Source organism: Micromonospora sp. DT178 (assembly GCF_049841695.1).
Classification (GTDB): domain Bacteria; phylum Actinomycetota; class Actinomycetes; order Mycobacteriales; family Micromonosporaceae; genus Micromonospora.
Genome location: NZ_JBNCKV010000013.1, coordinates 177,566 through 202,727, shown reverse-complemented (window position 1 = coordinate 202,727; position 25,162 = coordinate 177,566). Strand labels below are relative to the sequence as shown.

The window sequence follows — 25,162 nt, the reverse complement described above, 5'->3', positions numbered from 1 at the left end:
TGCTCGACCGTGCCCCACCCGCTGGAGGGACGCTGCTGGAACAGGCCCTGCGAGTCGTGGTCGTTGCGGTCACCCAGGTGACCCAGGTTCTCCAGCTTCGACTCCTGCAGCGCGGTCGCGATGGAGACCACGGCGGCCCGCTCGTTCATGCCGGCCTTCTTCGTCGCGGCGATGATGGCCTTGACGTTGGCGACCTGCTCGTCGGACAGGTCGATACGCGACTGCGCACCCTGCACACCATGCGGCACCAGCACGCCCATGTCCGGCTTGTCCGCCTGCACGGCGACGGCGACAGCGGTGGTGTCCACGGTCGGGGCGCTGGTGTGGGTGGTGTCGGTCATCGGGCCGGCGGCCACACCACCGGCGAACGCCAGACCGGCGATACCAAGAACGCTGTTACGAATGAACGTGTTCATCAGAGATGCTCCATTCGGGGGTTGGCACCCGCACCGAAGGGGGACTCGGCCATGCGGGTGCAAGCACCGTCCGGCGCTCATGAACTCAGGGGGATCTCCGGCGTCTCGCCGAAGGGAAGAGACCAGATCGGCCGTATCGACCGGGGATCAGATCGGCCGTGTCGGCCGGGAAGATCGGGCTGTTCGCGGGGCGGGGGATGCCCTCACGTCGGCCGGACCATGTGTAACGACCGCCGGCCCGCCATCATTCCGGGGCCGCACCATCGGTGTAGCGGCGCGTCCTTGCTCGGTCGTACGCAGGGTGTAACGACCCCGCCCCGGCCACGATTCCGCCCCCACGATGCCCCCGGTCACACCCCCAAACCGGACACCCATCCCGAATCGGGAGCCCGATGACGCCTGCCCGCCCCATGCCGCACCGGACACCCGAGACGTGACCGGACACCATCCGCGGCCGGGGCCGAGGCGCGACCTTTGTGGGGACCTTGGTACGAGACGGCCCGTGGCGGGGCGGTCTCGTACCAGGAGCCACCGGTGCCGCCGAGCGGCACTCATGATCGGTTGACGCTCCCCCGGGCCCCCCGCTGCCCTCCGCCCGGGCCCACGTCAACGGATCATGAGACGCGACCGTGGACCAACCAGCCGTGGCCGAGGACGGTGAGCGGGCACCGACGGGGTGTGGCCCGCCGTGCCCGGAGCAGGGATCAAGCCTGACCGCCCGGAGCCGGCACGGCGGGCCACACCCCCCACGGCGACACCGCAACCAGTGGCGGCCGATGACCGCCAGGGCGGCGACACGAGGACCGCAACCGTGGCCATCCCACGCACACCAGTGGACGACCGACGGCGGGCGCAGGTCATAGGGTGGTCCCGTGGCGACCCTTCTGCTTCTGCGACACGGCCGGACGACCGCGAACGCGGACGGCGGGCTGGCCGGCCGCCAGCCCGTGGAGCTGGACGAGACGGGCCGGGCCCAGGCGAGCGCGGTCGGCGAGCGGCTGCGGGCGGTGCCGCTCGCGGCGGTGGTGACCAGCCCGCTGATCCGGTGCCGGCAGACCCTGGAACTGGCGTTGCCCCAGGCCAGCCCGGTGGTGGAGGAGGGGCTGATCGAGTGCGGCTACGGGGCCTGGGAGGGGCAGCCGCTGAAGAAGCTCGCCAAGGAGCCGCTCTGGCCGGTGGTCCAGCAGCACCCGAGCGCCGCGGTCTTCCCGGAGGGGGAGTCGATGGCGGCGATGGCGGCGCGGGCGGTCGCCGCGGTGCGTACGTGGGACGCCCGGATCACCGCGGAGCACGGCCCCGAGGCGGTCTGGCTGGCGTGCAGCCACGGCGACGTGATCAAGGCGATCGTGGCCGACGCGCTCGGCGTACACCTGGATCTGTTCCAGCGGATCGTGGCCGACCCGGCCTCGGTGACGGCGATCCGTTACACGCCGCTGCGGCCGTTCCTGGTGCGGCTCAACGACACCGGCGGCGACCTGGCCGGGCTGGTGCCACCGCCGCGCAAGCGGCGCCGACGGGCGGCGAAGGCGGCCGGCGCGGCCGACTCCGACGCCCCGGTCGGCGGCGGCGCGGGAGCGGGCCGGTGACGGGCCGGCGGCGCCCCGGCCCACGGCCCCACGGCACGGCACGGCCTCAGCCGGGGCGTTGCCGGGGCGTGGCGGTCGTCCCGTCCGCGACCACGCCCCTATCCGGGCCGGGAGCCCTGTCGACGACCACGCCCCGGCGCGGGCCGGGAGCCCTGTCGACGACCACGCGCCGGTGCGCGCCCGGGCTCCCGCCGGCCGCCACGCCCGGGTGTGGCGCGCGGTGCGCCGGGCGCGGCGGGCGCACGGCGATTCGCGTCGGTGGGGTGCGCGGCGCCGTGGTGCGCCGGATAGGGTCGTGGGTATGACCCACCAGGTGCACGCCTTCGAGCCGCCGGAGCGGTTCGTCGCCGGGACGGTCGGCCCGCCGGGGGAGCGCACGTTCTTCCTCCAGGCGCGCGGCGGTGGCCGGCTGGTCAGCGTCGCGCTGGAGAAGGTCCAGGTGTCGTTGCTGGCCGAGAAGCTCGAGGAGCTGCTCTCCGAGGCGCAGCGCCGCTTCGGCGTGGAGCTGCCCGAGCCGGTGGCCGTCGTCGGGGACAACGACCCGCTGGACACGCCGGTCGACGAGGAGTTCCGGGTCGGCACGCTCGGGCTGGCGTTCGACGTGGACACCGCGACCGTGGTGATCGAGGCCATCGCCGTGGGCGAGGCGGAGGTCGAGGTCGAGCTCGGCGAGCCCGACGACGACGAGGACGCCGAGGACGAGGACGAGGAGCCCGACGAGGACCTCGACCGGCTCCGGGTGCGGCTGACCCCCGAGGCGACCCGCCAGTTCATCGAGCGGGCCCGGCGGGTGGTCAACGCCGGTCGTCCACCCTGCCCGCTCTGCGGCCAGCCGCTGGATCCCGCCGGTCATCTCTGTCCGCGCCACAACGGTTACCACCGGTGACGTCGTCGGATCTCCAGCCCCGACAGGACGGTGAGGCCGCGCTCCGGTTGCTCCGGGACGGCCACCTGGACCTGGAGGGGCGGCTCGTCGACGCCTCCAACACGACCCTGCGGGGCATCCTGACCCTCGACGGGGTCACGGCCCGCTGCGTCTACAAGCCGGTACGCGGCGAGCGCCCGCTGTGGGACTTCCCGGACGGCACGCTGGCCGGCCGGGAGGTCTCGGCGTACGTGGTCTCCCGGGCCACCGGGTGGGACCTGGTGCCGCCGACGGTGCTGCGCGACGGCCCGTTGGGGCCGGGATCGTGTCAGCTCTGGATCGACGAGCCGGAGGAGGCCGAGCCCCTGGTCGGGTTCGTGCCGGCCGACGCGCTGCCGCCCCGCTGGTTCGCGATCGCCGCGGCCCGCGACGACGACGGCACACCGTACGTGTTGGCCCACGCCGACGATCCCAGGCTGGCGCGGCTCGCGGTGCTCGACGCGGTCATCAACAACGCGGACCGCAAGGGCGGGCACGTGCTGGTAGGTCCGGACGACCGGATCTACGGCGTCGACCACGGGGTGAGCTTCCACGTCGAGGAGAAGCTGCGCACGGTGCTCTGGGGCTGGGCCGGCCGGCGGCTGCCGGCGGACGCGGTGGAGATGCTCGACGGGCTCGCCGGCCAGCTGCCCGGGGCGCTCGGCGCCGAACTGGCCGACCACCTGACCCTCCGGGAGGTCGCCGAGGTGGTGGCCCGGGTCGACCGGCTGCGGCACACCGGCCTCTTCCCGCAGCCGTCGCAGGACTGGCCGGCGGTGCCCTGGCCCCCCATGTGAACGCGCGTCGCGCGGCCATCTGGCCCCGCCGTCGCGCCCCCCGAGGCTGTCACGATGATCACTGTGGGCCGGTCCTGCCGCGCCGCGCCGGCTGGTTAGGCTGACGGTCATGGACTCTTGGGCGGGACATGAGGTGCCGCGGCTGCCGGGCAGGGGCCAGCCGCTGTCGTTGTTCGACTCGGCGCGGCAGGGCACCCACACGAGCGATCCGGCCGGCACCGCGACCATGTACGTCTGCGGCATCACCCCGTACGACGCCACGCACCTGGGCCACGCCGCCACCATGATCACGTTCGACCTGGTGCAGCGGGTGTGGCGGGACGCCGGCCGGGACGTGCGCTACGTGCAGAACGTCACCGACATCGACGACCCGCTGCTGGAGCGGGCCGAGCGCGACGGCGAGGACTGGAAGGTCCTGGCGATGCGGGAGACCGCACTGTTCCGGGAGGACATGGAGGCGCTGCGGATCATCCCGCCGGCGCGCTACGTCGGCGCGGTGGAGTCGATCCCCGACATCGCCGACAAGGTCCTCCTGCTGCTCAAGGACGGGGCCGCGTACCGCCTGGACGACGGCACCGGCGACGTCTACTTCGACCTCGCCGCCTCCCCCCGCTTCGGCTACGAGTCCAATCTGACCCGCGAGCAGATGCTGGAGATCTTCCCCGAGCGCGGGGGCGACCCGGACCGGGCCGGCAAGCGCGACCCGCTGGACCCGCTGCTGTGGCGCGGCGCCCGCGAGGGCGAGCCGTCCTGGCCGGGCGGCGAGCTGGGAGCCGGCCGCCCCGGCTGGCACGTCGAGTGCACGGTCATCGCGCTCAACCTGCTCGGCGACCGGATCGACGTGCAGGGCGGCGGCAACGACCTGATCTTCCCCCACCACGAGTGTTCGGCCGCGCACGCCGAGCGGCTCACCGGCGCGGCACCGTTCGCCGCGCACTACGTGCACGCCGGCATGATCGGCCTCGACGGCGAGAAGATGTCGAAGTCCCGGGGCAACCTGGTCTTCGTCTCCCGGCTGCGCGCCGACCAGGTCGACTCGATGGCGGTCCGGCTGGCCCTGCTGTCCGGGCACTACCGCGCCGACCGCGCCTGGACCGACGAGCTGCTCGCGACGTCGCTGGAGCGGCTGGCCCGCTGGCGGCGGGCCGCCGCCGCGCCCGCCGGTCCGTCGGGCGACGAGTTCCTGGCCGGCGTACGGTCCCGCCTCGCCGACGACCTGGACTCGCCGGGCGCCCTGGCGCTGGCCGACGGGTGGGCCGAGGCGACCCTCGCCGGCACCGCCGAAGACCCGGCGGCCCCCGCCCTCTTCGCCGCCACCCTGGACGCCCTCCTCGGCATCCGCCTCTGACTCCACACCCGACCCTCGCCGCACGCCGGGCCGCCGCCCGCCCAGAAGGGGCGTCGGTCGGCCGCGGCGGGGGCACTGGTGGTGGAGTTCACGGCTACGATGCCTCGATGGACACCTCGGCCGCCCGCCGTCTCGATCCCGGCCGGCTCGCCGCTCTGGCCTGCGCCGCGCTCCTCACCCTCGTCGCGGGTCGGCTGCTCGTCGACGGCATCACCCTGCAGAACCGGGCCGGCGAGGAGAGCGCGGCCTCGGCGTCGCGGATCTTCGGGGGCCTGCTGCTCGCCATCATCGCCCTGAGCTGGGCCGGTGGTGTGGCCTACCGGGGTGGCGCCGCCGGGCGGCTGCCGTTCGGTCTGGTGATGTGGTTCTGCGGGGGATTCGGCCTGCTCGGGGGCTACTGGGCGAACCGGTCGGAGGTGCTGCTGTGGGTGATCGCGGCGACGTTCCCGGTCGCCGTGCTCTCGGTCGTCCTGCACGGACGGTGGCGGACCCGGCAGCTCGACCTGGAGCGACGGGCCGAGGAGCGCGCTACGGCGCTGGCCGCCCGAGGCCGACCGACGCCCGGGGTGATCATCGGCGTCGAGCAGACCGGCCGGATGTACGGCGACGATCCCGAGTTGCGGCTGAACGTCCGATTCACCGTCGACAGCCGTGAGCGGAGCGGAACCGCCAGTCGCTTCTACCCGGGGTACGACCTGCCCCGGACGGGTGACCAGGTCACGGTCCGCTACCTGCCCGAGGACCCCTCGGCCCTCGAGATCCAGGAGGACCGGCGCCCGCCGACCCTGGCACCGCCAGCGCAACCGGCGCACCGCGGGCCCGAGTTGGCGGCGGAGCTGGAGCGGCTGGCCCGGCTGCACCGGGACGGCGCCCTGACCAACGCCGAGTTCAGCGCCGCGAAGGGGCGGCTGCTGAGCTGACGGCCCGTCCCGTCAGGGTAGGCGGTCGGGTGGGGGAGTCAGCCCAGGACGAGACCGGGGTCGGGCGCCGGGTCCGGGGCGGGGGCGGGGATCTTGTACTCCTCGGTCAGCGTGGTGACCGGGCCGGGCCAGGTGGCCTGGGCGACCTCGATCGGCTTGCGGTGGCCGTCGTAGGCGACGTGCAGCAGGTGCAGCACCGGGGTGTCGGGGCGGATCTGGAGGATCTCGGCCTCCTCCCGGCTGGGCTGGCGGGCGCTGATGGTGTCGGTGGCCGAGACGTACCGCCGGCCCGTGGCCTCCTCGGCCTCCTGGTAGAGCGGCCGGCCGAACGCCTCGGCGCGCTCCAGCGAGGTGCCGGCGGCGTCGGCGGGCAGGAACCACGAGGCGCCCACCTCGACGGGGGAGTCCTCGGTGCGCACGAGGTGGCGCCGGCAGAGCAGGTCGGTGCCGTCGGCCACCCCGAACGCGTCGGCCACCTCCGGCGGGGCGGGGGCCCGGCCGACGGAGACGAGCTGCTGCCGGTACCGCGCGGCCAGGTCGGTGTGGTAGCCGCGGAAGCCGCCGTAGCGGCCCCGGGAGAGCCGGTTGAGCCGCCGCCGGGTGCCTCGGACGTACGTCCCGGAGCCGGGCTTGGTGATCAGGATGCCCTCGACCCGCAGCTGGTCGACGGCGCGCTGCACGGTCTGCTTCGCCACGCCGAACATCTCGGCGATGGCCGGGATGGACGGCAGCCGCTCGCCCGGAGCCCAGTCGCCGCGGCGGATCTGGGCCTTGAGCTGCGCGGCGATCTGCCGGTGCGGGAACTCGGCCGCCCCCGGATTGATCTGCATGCCCGCCTCCTCGATGACAGCTAGGTTCCTAGGATGCCCTAGAGGTGGTGACCGCGCCAGACCGGACACGCCAAAACACCGGCCCCGGACGACACGCGTCCGGGGCCGGTGGGGCAGGCAGGAGTGCTACCAGGAACCGGCGGTGGGGCCGGCGGAGCCGCCGCGGCGGCGCAGGTACTTCTCGAACTCCTGGGCGATCTCGTCACCCGTCAGCGGGGTGATGCCCGCGTCACCGACGCGTTCCTCCAGCTCGCGCACGTACTCGCCGAGCTCGGCGTCCTGCTCGGCGGCGCTGCGCACCCGCTGCTCCCACTCGGCGGCCTCCTCGGCCAGGTCGGCCATGGGAACCGGCAGGTCGAGCACCTCCTCGACGCGGTGCAGCAGGGCGAGGGTGGCCTTCGGGCAGGGCGGGTTGTTGGCGTAGTGCGGCACGTGCACCCAGAAGGAGACGGCGTCGACCTCGGCCTTGTTGCAGGCGTCGTGCAGCACGCCGACGATCCCGGTCGGCCCGTCGTAGCGGGTGGGGGTGAGCTGGTAGCGCTGGGCGGCCTCCGCGTCGGAGGCACTGCCGCTGATGGGCAGCGGCCGGGTGTACGGCACATCGGCCAGCAGCGCGCCGAGCACGACCACCCGCTCGACCTCCAGGCTGTGGCAGATCTCCAGCACCTGCTCGCAGAAGGTGCGCCACCGCATGCTCGGCTCGATGCCCCGGATCAGCACGACGTCGCGTTCGGTGCCCTCGGGGCTGGCCACCATGAAGCGCGTCGTCGGCCACTCCACCCGGCGGGTCTCGCCCTCGGCCATGGTGATGGTGGGGCGGCTGACCTGGAAGTCGTAGAAGTCCTCCGGGTCCAGCTCGGTGACCTGCCGGGCCTGCCACACCTGCTCCAGGTGCTCGACGGCGGCGGTCGAGGCGTCGGCGGCGTCGTTCCAGCCCTCGAACGCGGCGATCGCCACGGGGGACCGCAGCACCGGCAGTCCGTCGAACTCGGTCATGCCGTCACCTCACCCTGCTCGTCGGGGGCGGCGCCGGGACCCGACCCGGTCGTCCGCCCGCCGGGCGTGGTGCTGTCGCTGTAGTCCTTCACGTCCGTCAGCCTACGTGTCGGGGCGGGATGCGGCCCGTCGGCCGCGCCGGTCGGGCCCAGCGACGGCCGCTCATACCGCGATGAACCGGACAGCGTGATCCCGCTGACACAATGTGGGAAGGCACGTGCGGGGTAATCGATCGGGCGGCGACGGCACTAACCTGATTCCGTGCGGACCTCATTGCTCGACGTACTGGCAGACCGGATTCTCATCGCCGACGGCGCCATGGGCACGATGCTGCAGGCGGCCGACCTCACCCTGGACGACTTCGAGGGCTACGAGGGCTGCAACGAGGTCCTCAACGCCACCCGGCCGGACGTGGTGCGCGGGGTGCACGAGGCGTACCTGGCCGCCGGGGCGGACTGCGTCGAGACAAACACCTTCGGGGCCAACCTGGCCAACCTGGGTGAGTACGACATCCAGCACCGCATCCGCGAGCTCTCCGAGGCCGGGGCCCGCCTCGCCCGGGAGGCCGCCGACGCGTACGCCACCCCCGAGCGGCCCCGCTTCGTGCTGGGCTCGATCGGCCCGGGCACCAAGCTGCCCACCCTCGGGCACGCCGACTACGCGACCCTGCGCGACGCGTACCAGGAGAACGCCGAGGGCCTGATCGAGGGCGGGTCGGACGCGCTGATCGTGGAGACCTGCCAGGACCTGCTCCAGGTCAAGGCGGCCGTCGTCGGCTCGAAGCGGGCCATGGCCCGGCTCGGCCGGACGGTGCCGATCATCTGCCACGTCGCCGTGGAGACCACCGGCACCATGCTGGTGGGCAGCGAGATCGGGGCGGCGCTGGCGGCCATCGAGCCGTTGGGGGTCGACCTGATCGGGCTGAACTGCTCGACCGGGCCGGCCGAGATGGGCGAGCACCTGCGCTACCTCTCCCGGCACTCCCGGATCCCGCTGTCGGTGATGCCGAACGCGGGCCTGCCGGTGTTGACCGCCGACGGGGCGTACTTCCCGCTGACCCCGGTGGAGCTGGCCGACGCGCTGGAGCGGTTCGTCACCGAGTACGGCGTCTCGCTGGTGGGCGGCTGCTGCGGCACCACCCCCGAACACATCCGGGTCCTCTCCGAGCGCCTGCACGGCACGCGCCCGGCGCCCCGCGAGCCGCGGCACGAGGCCGGCGTCTCGTCGGTCTACCACCCGGTGCCGTTCGCCCAGGACGCCTCCCTGCTGATGGTGGGGGAGCGGACCAACGCCAACGGCTCCAAGGCGTTCCGCGAGGCCATGCTCGCCGGCGACTGGCGTGCCTGCGTGGAGATCGCCCGTAGCCAGGCCCGCGACGGCTCGCACCTGCTGGACCTCTGTGTCGACTACGTCGGGCGCGACGGCACGCAGGACATGCGGGAGCTCGCGGGCCGCTTCGCCACCGCCTCCACCCTGCCGATCATGCTGGACTCGACCGAGCCGCCGGTGATCGAGGCGGGGCTGGAGATGCTCGGCGGCCGGTGCGTGGTCAACTCGGTCAACTTCGAGGACGGGGACGGCCCGAATTCCCGCTACGCCCGGGTGATGCCCATCGTCCGCGAGCACGGCGCCGCCGTGGTGGCGCTGCTCATCGACGAGGAGGGGCAGGCGCGGACCGCCGACTGGAAGGTGCGGATCGCGGGGCGGCTGATCGACGACCTCACCGGGCGGTGGGGGATGGACCGCTCGGACATCCTGATCGACGCGCTGACGTTCCCGATCGCCACCGGCCAGGAGGAGACCCGGCGCGACGGCATCGAGACCATCGAGGCGATCCGGGAGATCGCCCGCCGCTATCCGGGGGTCAACTTCACCCTCGGCATCTCCAACGTCTCGTTCGGGCTCAACCCGGCGGCCCGGCAGGTGCTCAACTCGGTCTTCCTGCACGAGTGCCGCGAGGCCGGCCTGACCAGCGCCATCGTGCACGCCAGCAAGATCCTGCCGTTCAACAAGATCCCCGACGAGCAGCGGGAGGTGGCGCTGGACCTCGTCTACGACCGGCGTCGCGAGGGCTACGACCCGGTGCAGAAGTTCATCGAGATCTTCGAGGGCGTGGACGCCGCGTCGGCGCGGGCCGGGCGGGCGGAGGAGTTGGCCGCGCTGCCGCTGGAGGAGCGGCTGAAGCGGCGGATCATCGACGGCGAGCGCAACGGCCTGGAGGCCGACCTGGACGCGGCGATGGCGCAGGGGCGCAGCCCGCTGTCCATCATCAACGACATCCTGCTCGACGGCATGAAGGTCGTCGGCGAGCTGTTCGGCTCCGGTCAGATGCAGCTGCCGTTCGTGCTCCAGTCCGCCGAGGTGATGAAGACCGCCGTGGCGTACCTGGAGCCGCACATGGAGACCGCCGAGGACGGCGGCAAGGGCCGCATCGTGCTGGCCACGGTGCGCGGGGACGTGCACGACATCGGCAAGAACCTGGTGGACATCATCCTGTCCAACAACGGCTACGAGGTCGTCAACATCGGCATCAAGCAGCCGATCAACGCGATCCTGGAGGCCGCCGAACAGCACCGGGCCGACGCGATCGGCATGTCCGGGCTGCTGGTCAAGAGCACCGTGATCATGAAGGAGAACCTCGCCGAGATGGCGTCGCGCGGGGTCGCGGAGCGCTGGCCGGTGCTGCTGGGCGGGGCGGCGCTGACGCGGGCGTACGTCGAGGACGACCTGCGGGCGATGTTCCCCGGCCAGGTGCACTACGCCCGGGACGCCTTCGAGGGACTGTCGCTGATGGACCGGGTGATGACGGCGAAGCGCGGTGGGGCGCCGGTGATCGACCCGGAGCGGGAGGCGGCGCTGGCGGCCCGGCGGGCGCGCCGCGAGCGGCAGCGGGCGATCGTCAGTGAGTCGCTGCCGGAGCTGAACGACGCCTCGGTCCGCTCCGACGTGGCCACCGACGTGGCGGTGCCCGCCCCGCCGTTCCTGGGCACCCGGGTGGTCAAGGGCGTGCCGCTGGCCGACTACGCGGCGCTGCTCGACGAGCGGGCCACCTTCCTCGGGCAGTGGGGCCTGCGGGGGGCCCGCAGCGGGCAGGGCCCGTCCTACGAGGAGCTGGTGGAGACCGAGGGCCGGCCCCGGCTGCGCTACTGGCTGGACCGGCTGATCGCCGACCAGGTGCTGGAGGCGGCCGTGGTGTACGGCTACTTCCCGGCGTACGCCGAGGGCAACGACCTGGTGGTGCTGGACGAGAACGGGCACTCCGAGCGGGCGCGGTTCTCCTTCCCCCGGCAGCGGCAGGAGCGGCGGCTCTGCCTGGCCGACTTCTTCCGTCCGCGCGGCGACGAGCTGGACGTGGTGGCGTTGCAGCTGGTCACCGTCGGGCAGCCGATCAGCGAGTACACGGCGAAGATGTTCGCCCGCAACGAGTACCGCGACTACCTGGAGGTGCACGGGCTGTCCGTGCAGCTCACCGAGGCCCTCGCGGAGTACTGGCACCGGCGGATCCGCGCCGAGCTGACCCTGCCGGGCGGCCGTACGGTGGCCGACGACGATCCGGCGGACCTGGCGGGTCTGCTGCGCACCGACTACCGGGGCTGCCGGTACGCGTTCGGCTACCCGGCCTGCCCGGACCTGGAGGACCGGGCGAAGATCGTGGAGCTGCTGGGCGCGGAGCGGATCGGCGTGCAGCTGTCGGAGGAGTTCCAGCTGATGCCGGAGCAGGCGACGGACGCGATCGTGGTGCACCACCCGGAGGCGAGCTACTTCAACGCCAAGTGACGCCGGCCGCCCGGGCCCAGATCGCACCCTGGGTCCCGCCCATTACCGTGCGGACCACTCCGCTGCCTGTCGGCAGTCTGCCACGCCTGGCATCTCCTGTTGCTGTCCACAGCAACGGCTGAGACGAGGACCGCAGCCAGCGACCGAACCCGAACCATCGCCCGAGGTCGCGTAGGTGGACGGACGTTGCCAGACGGAGCGCCTAGCACTTACGAATGAGGGGTCGGAAGGCGCCGATGCCGGGTCTGGACTTGGCGGATAAGTGCCATGTCCATGGAACGATCGTGGCGTGACGGTCGTGCAGCTGCCCGAGGGTTCATGGTGGGACTGGGATCTGCTTGGGTGGAACGGTTCGGAGCTGAGCATCGCCGCCGGGCACGACCTGACGTACCACCACGGCGTGGAGCTGGTCTTCACCGATGTCCACTACCTCGCCTGTCCGACCCGGTTCTCTGATCCACAGTTCCGTGAGCCGACCTCGGACGAGTATGAGACCGTGCGTGCATTCGTCGGGGAGGTGCCGCCCGCGGTTGTGGCGTTCGACGTTGAAGCCGTGGTCGGTTGGAAAGTCCTGCCTTGTGTTGTTGCGGCAGCCTCCGTCAGGATCGTGACGGGGCTCGTCTACCGCTACTGGCGAGAGGACCTCAAGGAGGGGGAGCGGTTGGCCTCCTTTCTACGACGGCCCGACGGCGGTCAGTGACGGGAGCACAGCAGCGAAGTACTGCACCCGCCTCATCCACAGGCAACCGGGCCAGACCGGGCCCTGCCGGTCGACCACGTCGTCCGGGGCGTCCACACCGCCTCCGCGTGGACTTCACCGCCCCTTGACCACTTGATCTCTCCATCCGAGCATCTGGATGGCGAGCTGGGTTGCGGGCTCTCAGGACAATGTTGGCATGAGTCAATCTATGAGGCGCCTGACCGGAGTTGTCGGGCAGGTCGGACGCCCCCGCTGCCACTGCGCTCTTGACGATTATTTGCACCGCTCCTGGGCGACCTTGGGCAACCGTGGGCCCGGTGGGTGACGGTCGTGGTCGCTACACGTGTGGAATCAGCCTGGTGGCTCGTCTCGTCCTCCCCGTTGACGCCTCATATCCCAGAATGGACATCCCGGGACTCTGAATGGAATCATCAAACATCTTGGCAATCGTGGCGATAGCGACTGCGGTGCTGTCTGCGGTCTACAGCTACCGCCTGTCGCGGCGGGCTCATCACATCTCCACCTACTACGGCGTCATCGGTCTCTTCAGGGAGCTGGATAAGATCTTCATAGAATATCCCGACATTCGGCCGTATTTCTATGACGGGAAGCCTCCCGATGTCGACGATTCAAATCGCCACAGAGTCCGCGCTGCGGCGGAACTGGTCCTGGATACGTTTGAGTGGATCTGGCATCGGCGGAAGGACTTGAACGCCAAGGGCGAAGAGGGCTGGAGGGCGTACATCGTGGACACCTTTTCTTCCAGTCCGGCACTGCAGCAGCACTACGTGAGATCCGCGTCCTGGTATCCAGGGATCACCCGTTTGATCGCTGATCATGCGATTGTCCTGAAGGCTGGAGCGGTCGACTCAGGCGATGTGAGCGTCGGTGAACGTGGCGGCCGGGGCCGCTTCGAGGGTACGCATCAGGGAGTGTCCATCGAGGGGAACGGCGGATGACGCTCACCCATGACCGCCGCGATCGCGGCGTACGGCCGGTGGGTGTCGTCGCTGGGCCGGTGCTGGCGCTCGACGTCGAGGTTCGTCATCGGCCCGAGCTGGTACCTCCCGTGCGGATGGGCTGACTTTGCATGGGCGATGAACTCGGGCACCATGTCGATTCCCATCGCATCTCACCGAGCCATCATCACAATCCCCACCTGGAGTACCAGCGGCCGCATCGATTGCGGCGGTGCGTCGTCGCCGCTCGGCAGCAGGTGCGTCGGAACCCCCAGGTTGAACCAGAGCCGCGGCGTGGGGGCAAGGAGTCGTCCTGGACATACGGGTACCGCAGAATGGCGACGTGAAGACCGAGCGCCGTCGCCGCGGTCCGGATGGAGTTGGTGGACGACCTGGAAGGGCTGCCCGGCAGTTCCGACGGCTGTCTTCTTGCTCTGAGCTTGGAAGTTCCGGTCGGCCTCTGTGCCGGAGACGTCTGGTGGGTTGAGGGCGAGGTGCTGTACGTCCGGCGAGGGGACGCGCCGGCTGTGGCCCATCGAGGTCGCCTCGAATGGCGTCGGAAGTGGTAGCGCGGGGGCCTGCGGCATCGCCGTGAGCGGGGACATCGTCCTCCTCGACGCCCCAGCCCACGCCGGACCTCGACCTCTCGGACGCAGCGATGGATGCTGGTCGTCATTGCGCAGATCGTCTGCGTGGCCGTCCATGTGCACGCCCGGCGGCCACGAGGCGTGGCCGTCCGCGTCTGTGACACCGACCCGGCCGCCGCGGCGACGCCCCACCGCATCGTCCGCTTCCGCAGCACTGCGGCTTCGTTTCGTTCCTGCCATCTGTCGATCCGTCCGAGGCCGGGAGGCCTGCACAGGATCCGGGGCAGTTCACCCTGGTCGGGCCCGGGCGCGGGCCGATGGATCGTGACGCGCCCGTCGCGCAGGGGCGGGTCGGTCAAGGTGTTGACACCGGCGAGGAAGGTGCTCCAGAGTTACTGGACTAGTCCAGTATTCGCACGGTACTCCACACGAAGGTGGATCGAATGGCCACAAGATCGAGATCGAGGGCCGCGCTGTCGCTGCTGACGGTGGTGACGTTGGCGGCCGGCCTGCTGGCCCAGGAATCCGAGGACGTCCAGGCAGCCGGCTTCGAGGCGGCCGGCGAGCGGGCGGCCGGCGAGCGGGCGGCTCACGGCCAGTCCGGCCCCCGCGATGACCTGACCCTGCCCGACGGCTACGCCGATCGAGTGAACCACGCGCTGGAGCAGGGATCCGACCACTGGGGCGAGAAGTTGCTCGGCCTGCCCGACGGTCCGACCCTGGCCAACGTCAAGCCGCTGCTGGTGCCGGCCAACCACGGTGGCACGACGGACGCCGCCTCGCCCTGGTACTACCTGCCCTTCACCTACCCGGCGCCGGACCCCACTCGGTGGGCCGAGGAGCGGGACTTCTCGCTGCACGTCGCCGACGGCAGCGAGCTGATGTCGCAATGGTCGGACTCGCGGGCGACCCAGCGCGTCCGCTTCTTCGTCGGCGCGGACGGGGCCGAGCGCTACGGCCAGGCCGAGGCGAGGTCGGGTGCCCCCCGCCTGACCGGCGGATACCTACCGATCCTCGCCAACTCGTATCGTGACGCCGCCGGGGTCCGCTACGAGCGCGAGTCGTTCGTCACCGAGCTGACCCCGGGTGGCCCGGCAGTCAGCATGCTCCGGTTCGTCGTCAGCGGGCCGGCGAAGGCGCGCCCGAGGCTGCGGCTGAACGTGAGCCGCGACAAGGTGGCGGACGTCGTCGCCACGCCCGGACGGCTGACCCTCGACGGGAAGACCGTGGTCGCGTACAGCGGTGCGGCGACCTGGTCCGCGCCCGACCTGAGCTTCACGCCCGACCTGAGCCGCGGGAAGGCCGAGTTCTATCTGGTCGTGCCGAACGAGCCGGCCGAGCTGCCCGCCGACCGTCCGTCGGCCAAGCTCTACGACGCCGCGAAGTCCCGCACCGGCGCCTACTGGACGGCGCAGCTCAACGCCGGCGCCAAGGTCCGGCTCCCGGAGCGGTACGCCGCGGACGCCATGCGCAGCACGCTGCTGAACAACCTGGTGATGGGCTTCAACCTGACCGTCGGGAACGGCTACGAGTCGCTGGACAAGTCCTTCGCCTGGGTGCCGGAGATCGCGGCGACGGTCACCTCGCTCGGGGACTTCGGCTACCAGGACAAGGCGCGCGCGAACCTCACCGAGATGCTGCGACGCGGCCAGGGCAGCTTCTTCGTGTCCTGGGAGCGCGGGATCAAGCTGCAGACGGTGGCGACGTACTACCTGCAGAGCAACGACGGGTCGTTGCTGCTGGAGAACCTGCCGACGTTCCGTGACTGGCTCGCCGACTTCAAGCGGCAACGCGTCGCGGACCCGAACGGTCTGCTGGCCAAGACCCGCTACGCCTCCGACATTCCCGAGCCGGTCTACGGCCTGCACCACCAGTCGGAGGTCTGGCGCGGGCTGCGCGACGTCGGTGTCGCGTTGCGGCTGATGGGCCGTGCCGACGAGGCGAAGCCGTTCCTCGACGAGGCGGCCGGTCTGCGCGCGGCATTGCTGGGCGCGGTGGAGAAGTCGAAGACGGTGCTGCCGGACGGTTCGGTGTTCGTGCCGATCGCGCTGCTGGATCCGGCGTCGTCGAAGCCGTACGACAAGGTCACCACCGACTTCCTCGGCAGCTACTGGAACCTGATCATGCCGTACGCACTCGCGACCGGGCTGTTCGAGCCGGGTAGCGCGACGGCGACCGGACTACGGGACTACCTCTACAAGCACGGGTCGCTGTTCCTCGGCCTCACCAGGTTCAACCTGTCGACCGCCGATCCCGGTGTCTGCCAGAACATCCGGCACAACCAGTGGCCGGCGGCGCCCGGATACAAGTCCAGCGGCATCGACCAGCAGTACGGCTACTCGCTGATGCGGTTCCTGGCCGACAACGCCGAGTCCGATCGCCTCGACCTGAGCTTCTACGGGATGCTCGCGCACAACTTCACGCCGCACACCTTCGTCGGCGGTGAGGGCGCCACGATCTCGCCGTGCCCGCAGTTCGGTGAGTACTACCGGTCGCAGTACTGGCCGCCGCTGTCGCCGAACAACGCCACCTACCTTGAGGCGGTGCGCGGCCTGCTGGTCAGCGAGGACCTGAACGCCGACGGCGTGCCGACCCGGCTGCACCTGGCGCCGGCCACGCCGCGGCCCTGGCTCGCGGACGGGGAGCGGATCGAGGTCGCCGACCTGCCGACGTCCTTCGGCCCCGTCGGGTTCGCCTCCTCGTCGGAGCTGACGGACGGCCGGCTGACCGTGCGGGTCGACCCACCGCGCGCGGCCACCGGACGGGCGCCGCTGACGGACGTGGTGCTGCACCTGCGTGCGCCGCGCGGTCACCGGCTGACCGGGGTCACCGTCGACGGCCGCCCGGTGACGTTTGACGCCGAGCGCGAGCTGGTCGACCTCGGCCGGCCGACGACGGCGGTCACGGTCCGGGCGACCTACCGGGCGGTGAAGGTGGCCGACGCGCCGGGCGCGGAGGCCACGAAGGTGACGACCCCGCGTACGTTGCTGGAGCCGGGTGAGACGTTTGCGCTGGACCTGGAGGTCGAGGCGCTCGGGCAGGGCACGGTCGGCGGCACCGTCGAGGTCGGCGTTCCGGCCGGGTGGACGGCGCGCGACCCGAAGCTGCCGTTCCGCGTGAGCAGCAACCAGAGACTGGCCTGGTTCGAGCTCGCGACCTCGGTCCGGATCCCCACCGATGCGGCGCCCGGGAGCTACCGGATCGACGTGGTCACCCGTCCGTCCGGTGGTACGGCGCGGACCACCTCGTTGTCGGTCCGGGTCGCCCGACCGGATCCGGCGGACTACGCCGCGCTGGTGAAGCGGGACGCGCCGGTGGGCTACTGGCGGCTCGGCGACGCCCAGGGCCAGCCGGTGGTCGATGCCTCCGGCAACGGAAACGCTGGTGCCTACCGTGGCAGCGTCGGCCGGTCCCAGCCAGGGGCGATCGCCGACTCCGCCGACACCGCGGTCCGGCTGGACGACGGCTACGCCGAGATTCCGGACAGCGCCTCGCTCAGCGTCACCGGTGCCTACACGTTGGAGGCGTGGGTCAAGGACGCGGCGGGTGGACCGCAGGGCATCGTCGAGAAGTACGACGGCGGCGACTGCCTGCCGTCGCGCAACGGCTACGCCCTGCGCCTGGTCAACGGCAACAAACTGCAGGCGCTCACGATCGCCGACGAGGCGCAGTCCGGCGCGTCCAGCCCTCGCAGCGTCCAGCAGGTGCGATGGCACCACGTGGTGGCAGCGTATGACGGGACGACGCTGCGGACCTACCTCGACGGGCAGCTGCAGACGTCCACCCCGGTGGCCAAGGCGCCGACCGACGGCAGGGGCAGCCTCAAGCTGGGCGCCCGTGGAGACGACGCGGCGGACCGCTTCTTCGGCGACCTCGACGAGGTCGCGATCTACCACAAGGCCCTGACTCCGGGTCAGATCGACTCGCACTACGTCAAGGGTGTGCTCGGCAACCCCGGCCCGTCGCCCAGTGCGCAGCGCTCGGGTGGGAGTGCGGTGCAGGGCAGCTCAGCGCCGGCTCCGGCGGTTTCGGCAGCCGGGCAGCCGTCGACGAGCAGGCAGCCGGCGGTCACCGCCCAGTCCTCCTACGCGGCGCAGGTGCTGGCCGACAAGCCGGTCGGCTACTGGCGGCTGGGTGAGCGATCCGGCACGAGCGCCGAGGACTCCTCCGGCACCGGCAACCGTGGCGCGTACGCGGACGCGGTGGCACTGGGCCGCCCGGGCGCGCTGACGGGCGATCCGGACACCGCCGCCGAGCTGACCGGCGGCCACGTCGCCGTACCGGACTCGGCCCCGGTGAGCGTCAGTGGCTCGTTCACCCTCGAGGCGTGGGTGAATCTCAATGACGTCTGCGGTCAGTACGGCGTGGTCGAGAAGTACGACGCGCCCGCCTACAACGGCTACGCGCTGCGCGTCCTGCCCGGAGGCAGGATCAGCGCCCTCACGTTGGGCGCAGCCGGGCAGCTGGCGTCGGTCGAAGGGCAGACGGTGGTCACGCCGGACAAGTGGCATCACGTGGCCGTGGTCTACGACGGGTCGACCCTGACGGTCTACCTCGACGGACGACCCGACGGCTCGGCCGCCACGAAGGTGAGCCCGACCGACGGGGCGGGAAGCCTCAAGCTGGGGGCCCGTGGTGACGACGCCGGTGCCAGGCTCGCCGGGCTGCTCGACGAGGTCGCCGTCTACGACCATGCCCTCACCGCCGACGAGGTCGCACGACACCACTCGGCCGGCACGACGGGCTGACCCCCGACGCCACGTGTGAGGCGTGGCGCGGACATGAGGGCGGCCACCGCACGATCGTCGACGGTCCGTGAGGACCACCGGAGATCGTGCGGTGGCCGCGGCGTAGACCCTGGCCGGTGGCACGTCATCCGCGACAAGGAGGCGTGTCACCGGCCGTCCCGTGCGCGTGGAGCCGGGCCGCACCGCGACGGCGACCGTGCGGAGGCTGCTGTCGACGGGTGGAACGCACGACGTGTTGGTCCCTGGCCGACCGCGGGCCCGGCGACCCCGGCGGGCTCCGGCGGGCGCACGCGTCGCGGAGGTCGTGCCCGTGGTGGTGGCCGTGGCCGCCGACCGGGTCGTCGGGGTGCACCGCGATCCGCAGGCGATGCGGCGGCTGTCGCGCCCGGTCGTGGGGGACGCCGACGGCGTGTGGGTGCCTGGTTGGTGGAGCAGTTCGGCCACCCCGACTGCGTCCTGATCGCCGACGAGGCCGGCCTGCTGAGGGGTGTGCAGTCAGTCGGGGTGCGGCGGCAGCACAGCGGCACTGCCGGGCGCATCGAGAACGCCCAGGCCGGACCGTTCCTGACCTCCGCCTCGCCCCTGGGCCGCGGCCGGCCGACCGCCGGCTCCACCTACCCGGGACGACCTGGTGTGCCCGGCCGGCCCCGAGCCGCGGAGCGGCCGGCGTCCACGACGGGGCGACCGCTGCCGGGAACCGGCCCGGCGATATCACTGCGGCGCTGGCCCGCGGCGTCCCCGCACAGGGATGACCGGCGACGACGTCCACGGCGCCGGGGCTGGGCTCCGGGCCGAGCAGGAGCGTCGCGGCCCGGGTCGGCTCCGTGCGGTCGGCTGCGGCCGGCGTCGTACCGTCGACGCCGGCCGCACCGCGCTGTACGAAGATCGACTGGGTGGTGGCGGCCCCGTGCGAGTCGACGACCACGCCGGCTCACCGCTGAGGGGTGGCCGCGCGGCTGCGGACCCGGCGGCGCGGAAGGACCGGCACCCGAGCTCACCGGACCCACGTAGCCGCGTCGAGCAGCGCCCTGCTCGTGGTGCTGGTGTCCGAGCCCGGATCAGATGAAGATCGTGCGGGCCGGGTCGAGGAAGTCGGTCGCGATGACCTGGGCGGCGCCGTACGGCATGGTGTCGAAGCCCTTGTAGTTGTGCCAGGCCTTGATCTGCCCGTCGGTCTGGATCAGCGCGATCTCGGAGCGGCCGTCGTCGTTGAGATCCATGAACCGCACCCTCGCGGGGTCGGTGAACCCGGCCGCGATGACGACGGTGTAGCCGTACGGCGAGGCGGCGAAGCCGAGGTCGTTGTGCCAGGCCTTGATCTGGCCGTCGGTCTGGATCAGGGCGATCTCGGACCGGCCGTCATCGTCCAGGTCGGTGAACACGGTCCGGGCCGGGTCGGTGAATCCGGTCGCGATGACGACGGAGTTCCCGTACGGCGAGGCGGCGAAGCCGAGGTCGTTGTGCCAGGCCCTGATCTGGCCGTCGGCCTGGATCTGGATCAGCTCGGACCTCCCGTCGTTGTCCAGGTCGGCGAAGCGCACCCGGGCCGGGTCGGTGAATCCGGTCGCGATGACGACGGAGTTCCCGTACGGCGAGGCGGCGAAGCCGAGGTCGTTGTGCCAGGCCCTGATCTGGCCGTCGGCCTGGATCTGGATCAGCTCGGACCTCCCGTCGTCGTCGAGGTCGGCGAAGCGCACCCGGGCCGGGTCGGTGAAGGAGGTCCCGATGACCGCGGCGGCGCCGTACGGCATGGCGTCGAAGCCCTTGTAGTTGTGCCAGGCCTTGATCTGCCCGTCGGCCTGGACCAGGGCGATCTCGGCGCGGCCGTTGCCGTCGAGCGAGGACTTGCGGCTGCCGCCCTGCACCGGTAGGCCGTTGACCCAGCGGAGGTTGATCGAGTACATGTGCCTGCTGCCGTCGGCGACCGCCGCGTGCATCACGACCTTGTCGCCGCCGCCCAGCCCGTCCTGGGCCGTCACGACGTCCGCGCCACCCGGACCGCAGAGTCCCGTGTTGGCCTGGGTCATGAAGGCGTTCGGCGCCGGCGTCCAGGGGCCGGTGACCGTCGGCGCCGTGGCGTACGACGTGTAGTAGCCGCAGCTGGCGAAGGACCCACCGGAGTAGAAGAGCACCATCTTGTCGTCACGCTGGACCAGGTCCGGCGCCTCGATGATCTGGCCTGCCGCGACGGTCAGCATTGCCGTCGTCGGACCGACCAGGGTGGTGCCGTTGTTGGTGACTTGGCTGACCCAGAGCGTGGACGGCCGGTTGATGGCGTTGCCGTCGTTCTTCCAGGTGAGGTAGCGCGTTCCGTTCCGCGCGACGAAGGTGTTCGCGTCGATCGCGCCGCCCTGGCTGAGGGGGCAGATGAGCGGCCCCGATCCGTAGGGCACGAACCCCCCGAGCGGCGAGGACGCGAGCGCCACGCCGATGCACTGACGGCCAGAGGCGGCGTCCTGGGCCGTGTAGGTGAGGGTCAGACTGCCGTCAGGGTTGGGGTGCACGTCGGGTGCCCAGGTCCTGCCGGCGACGGCCCAGCTGCCGGGTCCGCCCGGCATCGCGTCACCGAGGACCTGCCACGGCCCGTCGATGGTGGGCGCGCTGGCCACCGGGAGGTGCCTGAAGTCGTTGGTGGCGTAGGCGTACCAGGTCTGGCCGATGCGGACCACGTCCGGGTCCGCGAACCCTTGTGCGATGAGCTTTCTGGGGCCTTCGGCTACGGCGGTGACGGCGCTCGGGCCCGCCGCGACCGGCGCGGCCGGCACGACGAGGGCGACGGAGGCAAGCGCTGCGAGCATGGCCGCGTGGGCCTGGCCGCGGCGGATGGGCGGGATACGCATGGCGATCTCCCTTCGGGGTCGGCCGTCGATGTCCGCGGCACGACCAGATACCGGCCTAGGCCAGTATCGTGAAGTCCGACCGAGTTGATGTCAATGGCTCGCTACGCGCAGCGACCCGGACCAGCACTGTCGTACGCCGGTAGGGGGTTGACGTGGCCGGGTGTGGCATGGATCCTCGTTATCGGTATAGACCGGTCGGCCACAACCGATCCCAGCGCGGATGCCAGCCCGGCCCGGACGACCCTCCGGGAGCCCCTTTCGCGCGGCCGTCGGCTCCGACCCCGACGGCCGGCCTCGTCCCTGCTGACTCGACCAGACCGGCGGTCGCCATGTCGGTCGGTCCTCGCGGTGGTCCGCTCACCGCACGCCACGCCGGACCCTCACGGAACCACGGCTGGCCCATATCGAATGAGTGGAGGTTCGATGTTTCTGTTGCGCTCGTTTCGCGGCTGTCGCCGCACCGGCGTGTTGGCCGGATCGGTCGTGCTCGCCGTTGGCCTGGTGAACCCCGTGCCGGCTCGGGGGGAGACCAAGGCTCCTGATCGGGTGGGCGTGGCGCGCGTCCTTCCGACGCCGCAGCGCGTGCAGGCGCGAGCGGGATCGGTCGTCCTGCCCGACCACGTCGACGTCGTCGCGGGTGCGGCCGCGGATCCGGCCGCCCGGCAGTCTCTCGTGGACGTGCTCGGCGCGCGCGGGGTCACCGCCAGGGTCGTCGGAAGCGCGGACATGTCGACACCGCGTCCGGTGATCCTCCTCGGCGGACCGAACGAGACGTCGGCCAGCGTCGCCGCGCTGACTGCTCTCGGGGTGCAGGGGCCAGCGGGGCTGCCCGGTGAGGGGTACGTGCTGGCGGCCGGGCACGATCGGCTCGGGCGACCGCGGATCGTCCTCGCGGGGGTGGACGGCGCGGGCACCTTCTACGCGGTCCAGTCGTTGCGTCAGCTGCTCGTGTCGCGAGGCGCCCGGGTGGCCGTCGACGGCGTGGCGGTGCGCGACTGGCCGGGTTACCGGATCCGTGGGGGCATGGAGTCGTTCTACGGACCCGTGTGGTCGCAGGAGGACCGGCGCTCGCAGATCGAGTTCCTGGCCCGGCACAAGATGAACCAGTTCTTCTACGGGCCGGCGGACGACCTGCGTACCGGATCGCACTGGGACTCGCTGTACGACGAGGCGGAACTGGGCCGGCTGAAGGAGATCCTCGACCTGGCGACGTCCCGTCATGTCGACTTCGTGTACCGGATCTCGCCGGAGGCGCCCCTGGCGCCCGGCCGCGGGATCTGCCACGTACGCGACGCCGATCGGGCCAAACTGCTGGCGCGCCTGGCGCAGCTGTGGGAGATCGGGGTCCGCAGCTACGTCATCGCCTGGGACGACGTGTCCGGAAACTTCGCGTGCCAGGAGGACCGGGACGCCTACCAGGGCGATCCGTCGCCGCTCGCGGCGGCCCAGGCCGGGGTCACCAACCTGGTCCAACGCGAGTTCATCGAGAAGCGCCCCGGCGCCAGCCGCATGGTGACGGTGCCGACGGAGTACTGGGGCATGACGCCCACGCCGTACAAGAACCGGTTCGACGAGTTGCTCAGCACCGAGGTCGACCTCTACTGGACGGGCTCGGAGGTGGTCTCGCCGCGCATCACCGAGGACGACCTGCGGGCCGCTCAGGACGTCTGGCCGCGGCACCGGATCATGATCTGGGACAACTACCCGGTCAACGACTACAGCCCCAACAGACTCCTGCTGGGCCCACTGGTGAACCGCGACGCCGGCATGGCGGACGACGTCCTGGGCATCTCGTTCAACGGACTCGTCCAGCATCAGGAGGCCTCGCAGATCCCACTCGGCACGCAGGCCGACTACGCCTGGAACCCCGGGGCCTACGACGCCGAGCGCTCATGGACGCGGACTCTCGAGACCATCGGCGGCGACGCGTACGAGCAGCTGCGGCTCTTCGCGGAGAACAACAAGGCCAGCGCCCTGGACAACACCGCGCGGCCCCAGTTCGCCGCGCTCGTCAACCGGCTCATCGCCGACTACTCGGCGGGCCGAGCGGTGGACGCCCAACTCGACCGGCTCGACCGCGAGCTGCGCCGTCTGGAGGAACTCCCCACCACGCTGCGGGCGCAACTCGACAACCCTCTGCTGCTCAAGCAGATCGAGCCCTGGCTGGACCGGGTCGGCACAACCGGTCAGGCGGGCCGGGCGGCGCTGGCGATCCTGCGGGCGCAGGACCGGGGGAACGGCGAGGCCGCCTGGCTGGCCCGGCGGGAGCAGGCGCGTGCCCGCGGCATCCTCGACAGGACATCGCACCAGATCAGCCCCGGCCCGGTCGACGAGCTGCTCAGCTTCGCGGCCGCGCAGAGCGACGGCTACATCGGTGACCGCTGGTACGGCGACCTCGGGGCCCCCACGGGCCTACCGGCTGCCGCCCAGGGGTCCGCGCTGGGCAACCTGACCGACCGGCGCGACGACACGGCCTACGTCGCGGCCAGCAAGCCGCAGGACGGCGACGCGATCACGGTTGCGATCACCAAGCCGCACCGGCTGTCGGCGGTGACCGTGGTGCAGGACGCGACCGCTCCCGCCGACGGCGTGATCCAGGCGCTGGTCGACGGCGCCTGGGTGGATCTCGGACCGCTCGCTGACGGGTTCACCAAGGTGCCGGCGGCGGACCTTCCGGCCGGCGCGGTGCGGATCCGGTGGGCGTCGGGCAGCGCGGCCCCGCGCGTCTACGAGATCGTCCCGCACTACTCCGACGTGTTCAGCGGTGCCGTCTCGGTCGATCCGCCCGGGTCGCTGATCGCGCCGGGGGAGACGAAGCGGTTCCAGGTCGCCGTCGAGGTGTTCGCGGATCACCGGCTCAGTGGACGGGTGACCGCCACCGGCCCGGACGGCTGGACCCTCGACCCGGCGACGCAGGTGTTCCGTGCCCGGCCGGATGGCCGGACCATCGTCGCGAGCGTGCCGGTGAAGGTGAGCGTCCCGGCCGGCGCGGAGCCGGGGCGCCACCAGGTCACGGTGGCCTTCAACGAGGACGGCGCACCCCCGGTGAAGGTGTCGCTGCCGATCCTGGTCGGGCAGCAGAGCTACCCGAACCTCGTGACCGGGGCGGACCCGGCCGGCTACTGGCGCCTCGGCGACCCGGTTGGCTCCAGCACCGCGGTGGACAGCTCCGCCAGCGGACGGAACGGGACCTACCTCGCCGGCGCCCAGCCGGTCGCCGAGGGCGCGATCACCAGTGACCGGGCGGCGGACCTCTCCGCCGGCTACATCGAGGCGCCGCGAGGCCCGCGGACCGACCTTCAGGGCGCCTTCACGTTGGAGGCGTGGGTGAAGCTCGACAGGCTCGCCCCGGCGCCGGGGCAGGCGGTCATCGAGAGCTACTCCGGGCCGGCGGTCAACGGGTACGCCCTGCGGGTGACCGACGGCGTCCTGCAGGCGTGGTCGCTCGGCGCCGCCGGGAAGGGGCACGGCCTCGTGACCGGCCGTACCCGGCTGACGGTCGACGAGTGGCACCACGTCGCCGCCGTCTTCGACGGGTCGCGACTGACCGTGTACCTCGACGGCGTCGCGGACAACAGCGTCGCGACGTCGGTGCCGCCCGGCAGCGGTACGGCGAGCGTCAAGCTCGGTGGCCGTGGGGACGACACGTCCCAGCGGTTGCAGGGCGACCTCGACGAGGCGGCGATCTACGATCGTGCCCTGACGGCAGCCGAAATCGAGGCGCACCACCTCACCGGTCTGCGCTGACCGGCCC

15 protein-coding genes are annotated in these 25,162 nt (G+C 71.8%); 10 read left to right on the top strand and 5 right to left on the bottom strand.

Annotated features, from left to right (window positions below; translation table 11 throughout):
- The coding region (locus tag ACLQ22_RS22985) for a hypothetical protein (RefSeq protein WP_425694136.1) at nt 1-416 on the bottom strand (416 nt) is incomplete at its 3' end.
- Nucleotides 417-1,288: 872 nt separating this feature from the next.
- Here ACLQ22_RS22985 and ACLQ22_RS22980 point away from each other — a divergent pair.
- The 5 genes from ACLQ22_RS22980 (at nt 1,289) to ACLQ22_RS22960 (ending at nt 5,971) form a co-directional block, all read left to right on the top strand.
- Entirely contained in the window at nt 1,289-2,002 is a 714-nt protein-coding gene (locus ACLQ22_RS22980) for a histidine phosphatase family protein (protein ID WP_425694135.1), read from the top strand.
- Between the two features lie 301 nt (nt 2,003-2,303).
- Nucleotides 2,304-2,888 (top strand): DUF3090 domain-containing protein, encoded by a 585-nt coding sequence (locus ACLQ22_RS22975; protein ID WP_425694134.1) that lies wholly within the window; start codon nt 2,304-2,306, stop codon nt 2,886-2,888.
- A complete protein-coding gene (locus ACLQ22_RS22970) occupies nt 2,885-3,703 on the top strand; it encodes an SCO1664 family protein (protein ID WP_425694133.1) in 819 nt (272 codons plus the stop codon). Before ACLQ22_RS22975 ends, ACLQ22_RS22970 begins: the two co-directional genes overlap by 4 nt.
- 109 nt (nt 3,704-3,812) lie before the next feature.
- On the top strand, nt 3,813-5,051 hold the full coding sequence (gene mshC / locus ACLQ22_RS22965; protein ID WP_425694132.1) for a cysteine--1-D-myo-inosityl 2-amino-2-deoxy-alpha-D-glucopyranoside ligase: 1,239 nt from the start codon (nt 3,813-3,815) through the stop codon (nt 5,049-5,051).
- Nucleotides 5,052-5,158: 107 nt separating this feature from the next.
- Nucleotides 5,159-5,971, top strand: a complete 813-nt coding sequence (locus ACLQ22_RS22960) for a DUF3592 domain-containing protein (RefSeq protein ID WP_425694131.1) — start codon at nt 5,159-5,161, stop codon at nt 5,969-5,971.
- A 38-nt stretch (nt 5,972-6,009) separates the two neighbouring features.
- On the opposite strand, the gene ACLQ22_RS22955 is transcribed toward ACLQ22_RS22960, so the two are convergent.
- Nucleotides 6,010-6,801: a GntR family transcriptional regulator gene (locus tag ACLQ22_RS22955; RefSeq protein WP_425694130.1), complete on the bottom strand. Its 792-nt coding sequence runs from the start codon at nt 6,799-6,801 to the stop codon at nt 6,010-6,012.
- Nucleotides 6,802-6,927: 126 nt separating this feature from the next.
- Nucleotides 6,928-7,797, bottom strand: a complete 870-nt coding sequence (locus ACLQ22_RS22950; RefSeq protein WP_101409578.1) for a PAC2 family protein — start codon at nt 7,795-7,797, stop codon at nt 6,928-6,930.
- A 261-nt stretch (nt 7,798-8,058) separates the two neighbouring features.
- Here ACLQ22_RS22950 and metH point away from each other — a divergent pair, with 261 nt between their 5' ends.
- From metH to ACLQ22_RS22935, 3 genes are all read left to right on the top strand, one after another.
- Nucleotides 8,059-11,574 carry a methionine synthase gene (gene metH, locus ACLQ22_RS22945; protein ID WP_425694129.1) on the top strand — a complete coding sequence of 1,172 codons (3,516 nt, stop codon included), beginning with the start codon at nt 8,059-8,061 and terminating at the stop codon, nt 11,572-11,574.
- Nucleotides 11,575-11,863: 289 nt separating this feature from the next.
- Nucleotides 11,864-12,274, top strand: coding sequence for a hypothetical protein (locus ACLQ22_RS22940; protein WP_425694128.1), 411 nt, complete (start codon nt 11,864-11,866; stop codon nt 12,272-12,274).
- Between the two features lie 440 nt (nt 12,275-12,714).
- Entirely contained in the window at nt 12,715-13,233 is a 519-nt protein-coding gene (locus ACLQ22_RS22935) for a hypothetical protein (RefSeq protein WP_425694127.1), read from the top strand.
- On the opposite strand, the gene ACLQ22_RS22930 is transcribed toward ACLQ22_RS22935, so the two are convergent.
- Nucleotides 13,200-13,322, bottom strand: coding sequence for a hypothetical protein (locus tag ACLQ22_RS22930; protein WP_425694126.1), 123 nt, complete (start codon nt 13,320-13,322; stop codon nt 13,200-13,202). The two genes, ACLQ22_RS22935 and ACLQ22_RS22930, sit on opposite strands and share 34 nt — an antisense overlap.
- A 941-nt stretch (nt 13,323-14,263) precedes the next feature.
- Here ACLQ22_RS22930 and ACLQ22_RS22925 point away from each other — a divergent pair.
- Nucleotides 14,264-18,568: a LamG-like jellyroll fold domain-containing protein gene (locus ACLQ22_RS22925; protein WP_425694125.1), complete on the top strand. Its 4,305-nt coding sequence runs from the start codon at nt 14,264-14,266 to the stop codon at nt 18,566-18,568.
- A 1,058-nt stretch (nt 18,569-19,626) separates the two neighbouring features.
- On the opposite strand, the gene ACLQ22_RS22920 is transcribed toward ACLQ22_RS22925, so the two are convergent.
- A complete protein-coding gene (locus tag ACLQ22_RS22920) occupies nt 19,627-21,408 on the bottom strand; it encodes a family 43 glycosylhydrolase (RefSeq protein WP_425694124.1) in 1,782 nt (593 codons plus the stop codon).
- A gap of 87 nt (nt 21,409-21,495) precedes the next feature.
- On the opposite strand from ACLQ22_RS22920, the gene ACLQ22_RS22915 reads away from it, so the two are divergent.
- Nucleotides 21,496-25,155, top strand: a complete 3,660-nt coding sequence (locus ACLQ22_RS22915) for a beta-N-acetylglucosaminidase domain-containing protein (protein WP_425694123.1) — start codon at nt 21,496-21,498, stop codon at nt 25,153-25,155.
- The last annotated feature ends 7 nt before the right edge of the window (nt 25,156-25,162 follow it).

Excerpts from the sequence above, each read along its gene's own strand:
- ACLQ22_RS22975 (WP_425694134.1), top strand. The coding sequence starts at position 2,304 with ATGACCCACCAGGTGCACGCCTTCGAGCCGCCGGAGCGGTTCGTCGCC.
- mshC (WP_425694132.1), top strand. The coding sequence starts at position 3,813 with ATGGACTCTTGGGCGGGACATGAGGTGCCGCGGCTGCCGGGCAGGGGC.
- ACLQ22_RS22960 (WP_425694131.1), top strand. The coding sequence starts at position 5,159 with ATGGACACCTCGGCCGCCCGCCGTCTCGATCCCGGCCGGCTCGCCGCT.
- ACLQ22_RS22955 (WP_425694130.1), bottom strand. The coding sequence starts at position 6,801 with ATGCAGATCAATCCGGGGGCGGCCGAGTTCCCGCACCGGCAGATCGCC.
- ACLQ22_RS22950 (WP_101409578.1), bottom strand. The coding sequence starts at position 7,797 with ATGACCGAGTTCGACGGACTGCCGGTGCTGCGGTCCCCCGTGGCGATC.
- ACLQ22_RS22930 (WP_425694126.1), bottom strand. The coding sequence starts at position 13,322 with ATGACGAACCTCGACGTCGAGCGCCAGCACCGGCCCAGCGACGACACC.
- ACLQ22_RS22925 (WP_425694125.1), top strand. The coding sequence starts at position 14,264 with ATGGCCACAAGATCGAGATCGAGGGCCGCGCTGTCGCTGCTGACGGTG.
- ACLQ22_RS22920 (WP_425694124.1), bottom strand. The coding sequence starts at position 21,408 with ATGCGTATCCCGCCCATCCGCCGCGGCCAGGCCCACGCGGCCATGCTC.
- ACLQ22_RS22915 (WP_425694123.1), top strand. The coding sequence starts at position 21,496 with ATGTCAATGGCTCGCTACGCGCAGCGACCCGGACCAGCACTGTCGTAC.